Annotated in this window: 12 protein-coding genes; 6 read left to right on the top strand and 6 right to left on the bottom strand. The window is 72.6% G+C overall.

What is annotated here, in order from left to right:
• The first annotated feature begins 12 nt into the window (after positions 1-12).
• Positions 13-552, top strand: coding sequence for a hypothetical protein (locus tag D581_RS0132605; RefSeq protein WP_018961314.1), 540 nt, complete (start codon positions 13-15; stop codon positions 550-552).
• A gap of 101 nt (positions 553-653) precedes the next feature.
• Here D581_RS0132605 and D581_RS0132600 read toward each other — a convergent pair whose 3' ends face one another.
• The 5 genes from D581_RS0132600 to D581_RS0132580 all read right to left on the bottom strand — a co-directional run bounded on the left by D581_RS0132600 (position 654) and on the right by D581_RS0132580 (position 4,425).
• Entirely contained in the window at positions 654-1,028 is a 375-nt protein-coding gene (locus tag D581_RS0132600) for a hypothetical protein (protein WP_018961313.1), read from the bottom strand.
• Positions 1,029-1,168: 140 nt separating this feature from the next.
• The gene (locus tag D581_RS0132595; protein WP_018961312.1) at positions 1,169-1,633 is read right to left on the bottom strand and encodes a roadblock/LC7 domain-containing protein; all 465 of its coding nucleotides are present in this window, start codon (positions 1,631-1,633) and stop codon (positions 1,169-1,171) included.
• 38 nt (positions 1,634-1,671) lie between these two features.
• Positions 1,672-2,481: a helix-turn-helix domain-containing protein gene (locus tag D581_RS0132590; protein ID WP_018961311.1), complete on the bottom strand. Its 810-nt coding sequence runs from the start codon at positions 2,479-2,481 to the stop codon at positions 1,672-1,674.
• Positions 2,478-2,891 (bottom strand): hypothetical protein, encoded by a 414-nt coding sequence (locus tag D581_RS0132585; protein ID WP_018961310.1) that lies wholly within the window; start codon positions 2,889-2,891, stop codon positions 2,478-2,480. Before D581_RS0132585 ends, D581_RS0132590 begins: the two co-directional genes overlap by 4 nt.
• Before the next feature lie 151 nt (positions 2,892-3,042).
• Positions 3,043-4,425: an APC family permease gene (locus D581_RS0132580; protein WP_018961309.1), complete on the bottom strand. Its 1,383-nt coding sequence runs from the start codon at positions 4,423-4,425 to the stop codon at positions 3,043-3,045.
• Positions 4,426-4,559: 134 nt separating this feature from the next.
• Between D581_RS0132580 and hutU the strand changes: the two genes are divergently transcribed.
• From hutU to D581_RS0132555, 5 genes are all read left to right on the top strand, one after another.
• The gene (hutU, locus tag D581_RS0132575; RefSeq protein ID WP_018961308.1) at positions 4,560-6,218 is read left to right on the top strand and encodes a urocanate hydratase; all 1,659 of its coding nucleotides are present in this window, start codon (positions 4,560-4,562) and stop codon (positions 6,216-6,218) included.
• Positions 6,219-6,433: 215 nt separating this feature from the next.
• Positions 6,434-7,642 (top strand): allantoate amidohydrolase, encoded by a 1,209-nt coding sequence (locus tag D581_RS0132570; RefSeq protein ID WP_026291112.1) that lies wholly within the window; start codon positions 6,434-6,436, stop codon positions 7,640-7,642.
• Positions 7,633-9,000 (top strand): formimidoylglutamate deiminase, encoded by a 1,368-nt coding sequence (locus D581_RS0132565; protein WP_018961306.1) that lies wholly within the window; start codon positions 7,633-7,635, stop codon positions 8,998-9,000. The genes D581_RS0132570 and D581_RS0132565 overlap by 10 nt, the downstream gene beginning before the upstream one ends.
• Positions 9,001-9,182: 182 nt before the next feature.
• Positions 9,183-10,355 (top strand): imidazolonepropionase, encoded by a 1,173-nt coding sequence (gene hutI / locus D581_RS0132560; protein ID WP_018961305.1) that lies wholly within the window; start codon positions 9,183-9,185, stop codon positions 10,353-10,355.
• Positions 10,356-10,504: 149 nt separating this feature from the next.
• Entirely contained in the window at positions 10,505-10,897 is a 393-nt protein-coding gene (locus D581_RS0132555) for a DUF6086 family protein (protein WP_018961304.1), read from the top strand.
• Positions 10,898-11,091: 194 nt separating this feature from the next.
• Here the strand turns inward: D581_RS0132555 and D581_RS0132550 are convergent, their stop codons facing one another.
• Complete coding sequence (locus D581_RS0132550) at positions 11,092-12,096, bottom strand: RNA polymerase sigma factor SigF (RefSeq protein WP_018961303.1); 1,005 nt, start codon at positions 12,094-12,096, stop codon at positions 11,092-11,094.
• Between the last annotated feature and the right edge of the window lie 63 nt (positions 12,097-12,159).

Here is a 12,159-nt window from a genome sequence, read left to right as displayed (position 1 = left end):
TCGCTGGCGAGAGTGGCCGTGACCGTACGGGCCGGGGCGGCGCCCCTGTGGTGGGCGGGCCTGGTGGCCGCGGCGGCGGGGGCGTTCGTCCCGGGTCTGACCGGGCGTCGGATCGGGCTGCTGGCCGGGGCGGCGCTCTTCGTCGTCACCGTGGCCGTCGTGGCCCTGGCGCGTGGGAAGCGGTACGCGGAACTGGCCCGGAGCGCCTCCCGCGCCGGGCGGGGCGACTTCCTCCAGGACCGGGCCGTGACCGTACGGAGGTGGCGGCGCGGGCGCAGGTGGTGGCTGCTGGGGGCGTTCGTCGTCGCGGTGGCGTCCTCGTTCGCGCTGCCGGGGACCGGCGGGCTGCTGCTCGCCGGGGCGGGTGCGGGCCTGTGGCTGAAGGCCGTGCGCATCGGACAGCGGGAACGCCGTGACGACGTCCTGTACTGGGTGCGCACCGACTGGACCGGGCACGGGGGCGCGGTGGGCAAGCGGGTGAAGGCGTACCGGACGACGGGGCCGGAGGCGGGGGACGCCGCGCCGGGCGGGGCGCGGCGTCGCCGCCGGTGAGGCCGGACCTTTCAGGGGCCGGACCGAAGGCCTCGCAGAGGTCGGGCCCTGCCGGGGTCCGACCTTCAGCCTGACCTCGCAGAGGTCGGGCCGTGCCCGCGTCAGACCTCCAGGCCCGCCTCGATCTTCTTCAGCTGGTGGCGGGCCATCGCCAGGTTCGCCCGGCTCGCGTCCAGCACCAGATACAGGAACAGGCCGTTGTTGCCACGGGTCTTGAGCAGCCGGATCAGGTGGTACTGGGTGCCGAGCGTGATCAGGATGTCCTCGATCTCGTCCTTGATGCCCAGGTGCTCCATGGTGCGGAGCTTGGCGCGGACCACGTCGGTGTTGCCCGCGGCGGCGACCTCCAGGTTGAAGTCCTTGCCGCCGCCGAGCGTGCCCAGGGCCATCCCGCTCGTGTAGTCGACGAGGGCGACACCCGTGGCGCCCTCGATCGAGCTCATCGCTTCCTTCAGTGTCGCTTCGGTGTTCGCCATGGAGGCTCGTTTCCTTTCCCTGGCCGGTCGCGGTGACCGGGTCCGTTTCTGTGGTGGCTGCTGTGGTGGCCGGTGCGCGGGCTTCTGCGTAATGGCGTGGGTCCCGGTGGTGGTGGCGGTGCGGGTGGGGATCGGGCCGCCTACGTGGGGCGTTGCGGCAGGGTGCGGCCGGGCGCGGTGGCGGGGCGCGGGGGTGCGGCGGTGGCGGGGCGCTCCGTGCGTGGCAGCGCGGCGTCGACGAGTTCTCCGATACGGGCGCCCGCGCGGCGGCCCTCCAGATGGAGCCGCCCGACGTTGATGCGGTCCTCGGCCAGCAGGGTCAGGACGGCGGAGGAGCCCGCGGCGTAGGTGGCGATGTAGCCGCTGTCGCCGCGGACGAGCAGTTCGCGGAAGCCGCCCCGGCCGGTGGCGTCGGTCATCCGGATGGAGACGCCGAGGGCGGCCGCGGTGAGGGCGGCGACGCCCTCCGCCTCGACGCCCGGGGTGTCGTGGGCCAGGACGAGACCGTCGGTGGAGGCGGCCAGCGCCCCGGAGAGCAGCGGGACCCGGGCGCGTAACCGCTGGAGCTCGACGCGGACATCACGCACTTCGGCCTCGGGCACCATCAGCTGTCTCCTCCCGGCACGCTGTCTGAGCGCGCGTATCACAGGGCCTCCAATGCGTCTCGGAGCCGGCGCAGCAGGGCGACGTCGGGGTCGGCCGTCACCTCGGGGAGCGCGATCCGGCCGGGTGGGGACGAGGCCGGCAGGGGCTGGACGCGGACCGCCTCCACCAGGCCGGCCGCCGCGAGGCGCCGCAGGTCGACCAGGATGTGGAACGCCGAACGGCCCAGCGCCTGCGCGATGTCCGAGGCGGTACGGACCCCGTCGGCCAGCTCCAGCAGCCGGCGCTGCCGGGCCGGGACCGGGGCGTCGGACGGATGCGCCGCCGTCCGCAGCAGCGGCGCGCCGTCGCAGGCGGGGTCGGGCCAGATCCGGTCCAGGAACTCCCGTCTGCGCAGCGTCTCGCGCTCCACGGCGGCCACCGGGACCGGCCGCACCGGGCCGATCCAGTGCGCCACCCCGTAGCGGAAACGGGCGGGCGTCCCGGTCGGGGCGAGCGCGAAGAACGCGGCGTCGTACAACGCGCCGAGATGGCACAACTCCAGGGCGCCGCCCGGCACATGGCCGCTGTCGACGAGGTAGCGGCCGACCCGGCGGTGCGCTCCGGCCTGGGCCACGGCGTCCCACCAGCCCTCGTGCCGCAGGGTCCCGCCGGCGGTGAGCAGGACGTCGATGCCGGGGGTGGCGGGGCTCTCGGCGTGCACCACCTCGCCGTCGGCGAGGTAGAGCGTGCCCCAGTCGCGCATCAGGGCGCCGGTGGCGCGCTCGGCGGCGAGGCGCTGGAGCATCGGGGAGAGCACCGGGAGCCGGTCCGTACCGGGGGCGTCGGGGTCGGCGGCTATCGCGCTCATGCCAACACCAGGCGCTCGGCCAGCTCGCCCAGGCGCATCCGGGCGAGTGCGAGATTGCCCTCGGAGCGGTCCAGCCACAGATGCAGGAAGACGCTGCTGTCGAAGTCCGTCTCGACGAACCGGAGCATGTGGTAACCGTCGCGGGTGGTGACGATGACGTCCTCGACGGGGGTGCTCGGCGCCTGCCCGGGGTGCCGTTCGCCGCCGTCCGGGGCGAGGTGGGCGAAGGCCGGCTGCTCGGCGGTCATCCGGGCGACCTCCGCCGTCTCGGCGGCGGTCGCCTCGTGGTCGCCGTTGGGGGATTCCCCGATGGTGCCGAGGGCGAGACCGCTCGTCCAGTCGACCACCGAGGCGCCCCGGGCACCGGGCAGCCTCATGACTTCGAGCAGGCACTCGTCGATTCCGGGCACGCGGATCTCCCCTCCCGACGTGGCGTACGGCTGTAACGCAGAGGCTACGCAACGTGCTTACTGCGGGTGGAGGTTCTGGCATTTTCCTTTGGTACATGCGGCCCGCGGTGTAAAGGAGCGGCCGGAACGCGGTGGCGGTGGGCAGCGTCCGTCAGGCGTCCGGGGCGCCGGACCTCTCGCGGGCCGCCATCACCGCCTTGTTGAGCGCCCACAGTCCGATCCCGATGAGCAGCAGGATCCCGGCTCGGACGTACACGTCGGAGCCCCGGTCGGCGAGCGGGCTCGCCAGGATCAGCGAGGTGAGCGCGCCGAGCACCGGAAGCGCCGTGGGCGTACGGAAGTGGTGGTGGTCCACCCGGTCCTTGCGGAGCACCAGCACGGCGACGTTGACGACGGCGAAGACGCAGAGCAGCAGGAACGAGGTCGTGTCGCCGAGCCCCTCGATCTCGCCGGTGGAGACCAGGCCGATGGCCAGGAGGGAGACGAAGACGATCCCGACCCAGGGGGTGCGGCGGCCGGCCAGCACCTTGCCCATCGCGGGCGGCAGGATGCGCTCGTTGGCCATGCCGTAACAGAGCCGTGAGGCCATCATGATGTTGATCAGCGCCGAGTTGGTGACGGCGAACAGGGCGATCAGCGCGAAGAGTTTCGGCGGGAAGTCGACGCCCCCGGCCTTCACCACCTCCAGCAGCGGGCCGCTGGAGCCCGCCAGGGTGCGGGAGTCGACCAGGAGCGAGGAGACCAGGGCGACCAGGACGTAGACGGTGCCGGTGATGCCCACCCCGATGAAGATCGCGCGGGGGAAGGCGCGGGCGGGGTTCTTGGTCTCCTCGGCCATGTTCACCGAGTCCTCGAAGCCTACGAAGGCGAAGAAGCCCAGGGCAGTGGCGCCGAGCACCCCGGTGAGCAGGGCGTACCCGGTGCCGCCGGTCTCGATCTGGGTCAGCCGGGAGGGCTCGCCGTCGCCGCTGAGCACGGCGTACGCGCCGATCGCGAGGATCACCACGAGTCCGCTGACCTCGACCAGGGTCAGGACGACGTTCGCCTTCACCGACTCGGCGACCCCGCGGAGGTTGATCGCGGCGAGGGCGAGGACGAACAGGATCGCGATCAGGGTCGGCGGCACCGCGTCGGTGAACTCCGCCAGATAGTCGCCGCTGAACGCCCGTGCCGCCGCGCTCGCCGAGGAGAGGCCGGAGCACATCACCATGAAGGCGACGACGAAGGTCAGGAACGGGACCTTGAACGCCTTCTGGGTGTAGAGCGCGGCCCCGGCCGCCTTCGGGTACTTGCCGACGAGTTCCACGTACGAGGCCGCCGTGAGCAGGGCGACGGCGAAACCGATCGCGAACGGCAGCCACAGCGCGCCGCCGACCTTGCCCGCCACGTTCCCGGTGGTCGCGTAGATGCCGGTGCCCAGGATGTCACCGATGACGAAGAGGACCAGCAGTTTGGTCCCGAGGGCGCGCTTGAGCGGCGGCGATCCTCCAGGGTTCGTGGGATCGCCGGTCGTGGGGGATTCGGCAGTGCTCATCGACGCCTCCGGTCCATGCTGCGCATCACTGGCAGAACCTGTTCCCGGCCGCGGCGCGAACCGCACCTGTTGACTACGACTATTCAGAGCATCAGGATGTGAATAGATTTTCACCGTCGCGAGGAGGCACCGCCATGTCAGGACCCCGCCCCGTACGGGCACCGCGCGGCAGCGCGCTGACCACCCTGGGATGGCAGCAGGAAGCCGCCCTGCGGATGCTCCAGAACAACCTGGACCCCGAGGTCGCCGAGCACCCCGACAAGCTCGTCGTCTACGGCGGCACCGGGAAGGCCGCCCGCGACTGGCGCTCGTTCGACGCGATGGTCCGCACCCTTCGGACGCTCAAGCAGGACGAGACGATGCTCGTCCAGTCCGGGCGGCCGGTCGGCGTCATGCAGACCCACGAGTGGGCGCCCCGCGTGCTCATCGCCAACTCCAACCTGGTCGGCGACTGGGCCAACTGGGAGGAGTTCCGCCGGCTGGAGGCGCTCGGACTCACCATGTACGGCCAGATGACCGCCGGGTCCTGGATCTACATCGGCACCCAGGGCATCCTCCAGGGCACCTACGAGACCTTCGCCGCCGTCGCCGCGAAGAAGTTCGGCGGGACGCTGGCCGGGACGATCACCCTGACCGCCGGACTCGGCGGCATGGGCGGCGCCCAGCCGCTCGCCGTGACCATGAACGACGGCGTCGCCATCTGTATCGACTGCGACCCGCGAGCCATCGAGCGCCGGATCGAGCACCGCTTCCTGGACGTGAAGGCCGACAGCCTGGAGCACGCCCTCCAGCTCGCCGTCGAAGCCCGCGACGCCCGCCGCCCGCTCTCCATCGGCCTCCTGGGCAACGCCGCCGAACTGCTGCCCCGGATGCTCGCCGAGAGCGCGCCCATCGACATCGTCACCGACCAGACCAGCGCCCACGACCCGCTGGCCTATCTGCCCCTCGGCGTCGACTTCGACGACATGGCCGGCCTCGCCGCCGACAAGCCCGCCGACTTCACCCAGCGCGCCCGCGAGTCGATGGCCCGCCACGTCGAGGCCATGGTCGGCTTCATGGACGCCGGCGCCGAGGTCTTCGACTACGGCAACTCCATCCGCGGCGAGGCCCAGCTCGCCGGGTACGACCGCGCCTTCGACTTCCCCGGCTTCGTCCCCGCCTACATTCGCCCCCTCTTCTGCGAGGGCAAGGGCCCCTTCCGCTGGGCCGCGCTCTCCGGCGAGGCCTCCGACATCCACAAGACCGACAAGGCGATGCTGGAGCTGTTCCCGGAGAACGAGTCGCTGCACCGTTGGATCAAGATGGCCGGCGAGCGCGTCCACTTCCAGGGCCTGCCCGCCCGCATCTGCTGGCTCGGCTACGGCGAGCGCGACAAGGCCGGCGAGCGCTTCAACGACATGGTCGCGAGCGGCGAGCTGGCCGCCCCGCTGGCCATCGGCCGCGACCACCTGGACTGCGGCTCGGTCGCCTCCCCGTACCGCGAGACCGAGGCCATGCTCGACGGCTCCGACGCCATCGCCGACTGGCCGCTGCTCAACGCCATGGTCAACGTCGCCTCGGGCGCCTCCTGGGTCTCCCTCCACCACGGCGGCGGCGTCGGCATGGGCCGCTCCATCCACGCGGGCCAGGTCTCCGTCGCGGACGGCACGAAGCTCGCGGGCGAGAAGATCCGCCGCGTGCTGACGAACGACCCGGGCATGGGCGTCATCCGCCACGTGGACGCCGGGTACGACATCGCCGAGAACGTCGCCGCCGACCAGGGCGTACGTGTCCCCATGACGGAGGGCAACTGATGCCGCCCGGCCTGTCCGGGGGCACGCCCGGCACCCCCGGCACGCCCGGGGAATCTCCCGGCACCCCCGGCACGCCCGGCACCCCCGGGGACACCCCCGGCACCTCCGGGGACACTCCCGGAACGCCCGGGGGCACGCCCGGAACGCCCGGGGGCGAGCCCGCCACCTCCTCCGGCGCCCGGGAGCGGTGGCGCGCGGGTGACTCCTTCCTCTCGATGTGGCGGGAGCTGGCCACCGTCGGGCGCCACTCCGACAGCGGCGGCTACCGGCGCTACGCCTGGTCACCGGCGGACTTCGACTGCCGGGCCTGGTTCCGTGCGCAGGCCGAGGCACGCGGTCTCGCGTACGAGGCCGACCGCAACGGCAACCAGTGGGCCTGGCTCGGCGACCCCCTGGCCGGGGACGCCGTCGTCACCGGGTCCCACCTGGACTCCGTCCCGGACGGCGGCGCCTTCGACGGCCCGCTCGGCGTGGTGTCCTCCTTCGCCGCGCTCGACGAACTCCACCGCAGGGGAGTGGAGTTCACCCGGCCGCTGGCGATCACCAACTTCGGTGACGAGGAGGGCGCCCGCTTCGGCCTGGCCTGCGTCGGGTCCCGGCTCGCCGCCGGGCAGCTCGCCGTCGCCGACGCCCACCGGCTGCGCGACGCGGACGGGACCACCCTGCCCGCCGCCATGGAAGCCGCCGGATACGACCCCGGGACCATCGGCCCCGACCCGGAACGGCTCGCCCGGATCGGCGCGTTCGTCGAACTCCACGTCGAGCAGGGCCGCGCCCTCGACCTGACCGGCGACCCCGTCGGCATCGCCTCCGCCATCTGGCCCCACGGCCGCTGGCGGTTCGACTTCCGGGGCGAGGCCAACCACGCGGGCACCACCCGGCTCGCCGACCGCCGCGACCCGATGCTCACGTACGCCGAGACCGTGCTCGCCGCCCGCCGCGAAGCCGAACTGACCGGCGCTCTCGCCACCTTCGGCAAGATCGCGGTCGAGCCCAACGGCGTCAACGCCATCCCCTCCCTCGTACGCGGCTGGCTCGACTCCCGCGCCGCCGACCAGGCCACCCTCGACGCCGTCGTCACCGGAATCGAGCGGGCCGCCCGGGAGTACGCCGAGCGGGCCGGGATCGACCTCGACGTCGTCCGCGAGTCGTTCACGCCCGTCGTCGCGTTCGAGCACGCCCTGCGCGACGAGCTCGGCAAGATCCTGGAGGCGAGCGGCGACACGGGGCGTCCCCTGCCCGTCCTCGGCACCGGCGCGGGCCACGATGCGGGTATTTTGTCCGCCTCGACCCCCACCGCCATGCTCTTCGTACGCAACCCCACCGGCATCTCGCACTCACCCGCCGAGCACGCCACCGAGGACGACTGCGCGGCCGGGGTCGGGGCGCTCGCCGACGTACTGGAAGGTCTCGCGTGCAGCTGACACACCGGACGGCGGGCGCACCCGTCACCGCGACGTACTGGATGGACCACGCCTGGCTCGGCACCCATGTCGAGCCGGGCGTCACCCTGGACGTCGCGGACGGCCGCATCGCCGGGATCAGGACCGGGGCCGAGACCCCGCCACCCGGCGCGACCGCGCTGCGCGGCCTGACCCTTCCCGGCCTCGCCAACACCCACTCCCACGCCTTCCACCGGGCCCTGCGCGCCACCGTCCAGGTCGGCTCGGGCACCTTCTGGACGTGGCGCGAGCTGATGTACCGGACGGCCTCCCGGCTCACCCCGGACACCTACTTCGACCTGGCCCGCGCCACGTACGCCGAAATGGCCCTGGCCGGGATCACGGCCGTCGGCGAATTCCACTATCTGCACCACGCCCCCGGCGGCGCCCCCTACGCCAACCCGAACGCCATGGGCGAAGCGCTGATCGCGGCCGCCGCCGAGGCCGGGATCCGCATCACGCTGCTGGACACCGCCTATCTCGCCGCCGGATTCGGGGAGAAGCCCAACCGGCACCAGCTGCGCTTCTCCGACACCACCGCCGAGGCCTGGGCGGAGCGCGCCTCCCTCCTCAAGGGCGACGACCACACCCTCATCGGTGCGGCCGTCCACTCCGTCCGGGCGGTCCCGGCCGGACAGCTGGCCACCGTCGTGCGGTGGGCCGAGGAGCGGAACGCCCCGCTCCACGTCCACCTCTCCGAGCAGACGGCGGAGAACGACGCCTGCCGGGCCGCCCACGGCCGCACCCCCACCCGGCTGCTGGCCGACCACGGGGTCCTCGGCCCGCGCACCACCGGCATCCACAACACGCACCTGACCGAGGCGGACATCGAGCTGCTCGGCTCCTCGGCCACCGGCACCTGCATGTGCCCCACCACCGAACGCGACCTGGCCGACGGCATCGGCCCCGCCGCCGCCCTCCAGAAGGCGGGCTCGCCGCTCTCGCTGGGCAGCGACAGCCACGCCGTGATCGACCTCTTCGAGGAGGCGCGCTCGATGGAGCTCAACGAGCGGCTGCGCACGCACATCCGGGGCCACTGGACGGCCGCGGCCCTGCTCCGGGCCGCCTCCGCCGACGGGCACGCCGCACTCGGCCGCCCCGACGCGGGCGTGCTGGAGCCGGGCGCCCCTGCCGATCTGACCACCGTCGCCCTGGACTCCGTCAGGACGGCCGGGCCGGTGCCCCGACTGGCAGCGGAGACCGCCGTATTCGCCGCCTCCGCCGCTGATGTGCGGCACACGGTCGTGGCGGGCCGGCACATCGTCCGGGACGGCCGTCACACCCGCATCGAGAACGTGCCTCGGGCACTCGCCGAGGCCGTGGCCGCCCTGCACCACTGACCCCGGACCCGCCGGAGCCCCCGGACGGGACCCCGCCCGCAGAACCGGACCGGAACCCGCCCGAGCCCCCGGACGGGACCCCGCCCGCAGAACCGGACCGGAACCCGCCCGAGACCCCGGACCGGAACCCGCCCGCAGAACCGGAACCGGACTCCCCGGAACGCAAGGAGAACACTCTCCAGATGACGACCACCGCCGTCACCCACATCGCCAGCCTGGTCACCAATGACCCCTCCCTCGGCAACGGGACCCCCCTGGGCCTGATCCAGGACGCGGCCGTCGTCATCGACGGCGACCGCATCGTCTGGACCGGTGAATCCAGCAAAGCACCCGCCACTGACAACGTCCTCGACGCGGCCGGCCGCGCGGTGATCCCGGGCTTCGTCGACTCCCACTCCCACCTGGTCTTCGCGGGCGACCGCACCCAGGAGTTCAACGCCCGCATGTCCGGGCAGCCCTACCGCGCCGGCGGCATCCGCACCACCGTCGCCGCCACCCGGGCCGCCACCGACGAGGAGCTCTCCGCCAACGTCGCCCGCTACCTCGCCGAGGCCCTGCGCCAGGGCACCACCACCTTCGAGACCAAGTCCGGCTACGGCCTCACGGTCGAGGACGAGGCCCGCGCCCTGCGGATCGCGGCCCGCCACACCGACGAGGTCACCTACCTCGGCGCCCACATCGTCTCCCCCGACTACGCCGACGACCCCGCCGGGTACGTCGACCTGGTGACCGGCCCGATGCTGGAGGCCTGCGCCCCGCACGCCCGCTGGATCGACGTGTTCTGCGAGCAGGGGGCCTTCGACGGCGACCAGGCCCGCGCCATCCTCACGGCGGGCCGCGCCAAGGGGCTGCACCCCCGGATCCACGCCAACCAGCTGACGTACGGCCCCGGCGTCCAGCTCGCCGTCGAGCTCGACGCGGCGTCGGCCGACCACTGCACCCACCTCACCGACGCGGACGTCGACGCGCTCGGCCAGGGCGACACGGTGGCCACGCTGCTCCCGGGCGCGGAGTTCTCCACCCGCGCCACCTGGCCCGACGCCCGCCGGCTCCTCGACGCGGGAGCCACGGTCGCGCTCTCCACGGACTGCAACCCCGGCTCGTCGTTCACCTCGTCCATGCCGTTCTGCGTCGCGCTGGCCGTGCGCGACATGGGGATGACCCCGGACGAGGCGATCTGGTCCGCCACCGCGGGCGGGGCCGCGGCTCTGCGGCGTTCGGACATCGGCCGGATCACCCCCGGCGCCCGCGCCGACCTGGTCCTCCTCGACGCCCCGAGCCACGTCCACCTCGCCTACCGCCCGGGCGTCCCGCTGGTCAGCGCGGTCTGGCGGAGCGGGCAGCGGGTGATGTGACGGCGCCCCGGGGGCCGGGGCCGGGGCGCGTTCATGATCGAACGCTCGACGGGAACGGGCCCCGGCTCGTCTTCCGTGAGGGTCTGACGAGCCGTAAGGTCGGCCCCCGTGGCCAACAGGGAGAGGGTGACGTGAGTCAGTACTACAAAATGGGTGACCGAACCCTGTGGAACCCGTCGAACGGCGCATCGCGGCTGTTCATGCGTCAGGTAGCCCTCTACCAGGCCGAATTGGGTATGGCATCCGGTATCAGCCCTACGGAGGTCGACGAGTGCCGGATCGACCCCACCGTCTTCGCGGCGTTCGCCAACGCTCTGCTCGTCTGGCACGGCGTCACGAGGCACGCCGTCATGGCCACCCTGTCCCAAGGGTTCGTCGCCACGGTGCTGGCCTTGGCCGAGAAGGCGAACATCGAGGTGGACTGGCGGGCCGCCGAGAGTGCCGAGAGCGATCACCTCAAGATCGCGGGACCCCATGCGAAGGAGTGGACGGCCGCGCTGCGCCAGCGGGTGCGCGAACTCACCCGGAGCCTGGCGCCCTGAGGATCGGCTCGTCAGCCGTACCCGGGGCAGCCGGCACCCGGGGCAGGCCGGCACCCGAGGCGGGCTTGCAACCGGCCCCGCGCCCCGCACGCGGAAGGACCCGCTCCCGGCATCCGGGGCGGGTCCTTCCGCGGTGCTGCTCGAACGGCCGTGGAGCCCCATGGGAGGGACTGCGGGCCGCGTCGGGGTCGGGGTCACTCCTCCACGGTCAGTCCCTTGCGGAGCTTGGCCAGAGTCCTGGAGAGCAGCCGGGACACGTGCATCTGCGAGATGTTGAGCTCCTCGCCGATCTCCGACTGCGTCATGTTGCTGACGAAGCGGAGCGAGAGGATCATCCGGTCCCTGGAGGGCAGCGCGGCGATCAGCGGCTTCAGTGACTCGACGTACTCGATGCCTTCGAGACCGTGGTCCTCATAGCCGATGCGGTCCGCGAGGGCGCCCTCGTTGTCGTCCTCCTCGGGTTTGGCGTCCAGCGAGCTCGCGGTGTACGCGTTGCTCGCGGACATGCCCTCGACGACCTCCTCCGGGCTGATGCCGAGGAGTTCGGACAGCTCCGCCACGGTGGGCGCGCGGTCCAGCCGCTGGGAGAGCTCGTCGCCGGCCTTCGCCAGGTCGAGCCGCAGCTCCTGGAGCCGGCGCGGTACGCGCACGGACCAGCTGGTGTCACGGAAGAAGCGCTTGATCTCGCCGACGATCGTCGGCATCGCGAACGTGGGGAACTCCACGCCGCGGCTCAGCTCGAACCGGTCGATCGCCTTGATCAGGCCGATGGTGCCGACCTGGACGATGTCCTCCATCGGCTCGCTGCGGGAGCGGAACCGGGAGGCGGCGAACTTGACGAGCGCGAGGTTGAGCTCGACGAGGGTGTTGCGGACGTAGCTGTACTCGTGGGTGCCCTCTTCGAGGGACTCCAGCCGCTCGAAGAGCGTCTTCGACAGGGCCCTGGCGTCCAGAGCGCCCACTTCGGCGTAGGGCGGGATCTCGGGAAGCCCTTCGAGTCCCTCGCCGGCCGCGCCGGAGAAGTCTGAGGTGGTGCCGGTGGTGCCAGTAACGCCGGTGCTGGTGCTGCTGGTGGTGCTGGTGGTGCTGGTGCGCGGGCCGGGAACGGCGCTCGCGGCGGGGGAGTCGGAATTGGTCGGTCCCTGAGGACATGCCGACGGCGCGTTGTGGGTACGCGCTTCGTCGAGCCGGGGTGACATGGGTCTCCTCCATCGTTCTCGGCATATGGCTGCCGATGCCCATACGTGTTCCTGCGGTGAAGC

The organism is Streptomyces sp. CNB091 (assembly GCF_000377965.1).
The sequence above is the reverse complement of the archived record's forward strand: the minus strand, read 5'-3'. Positions and strand labels throughout refer to the sequence as shown.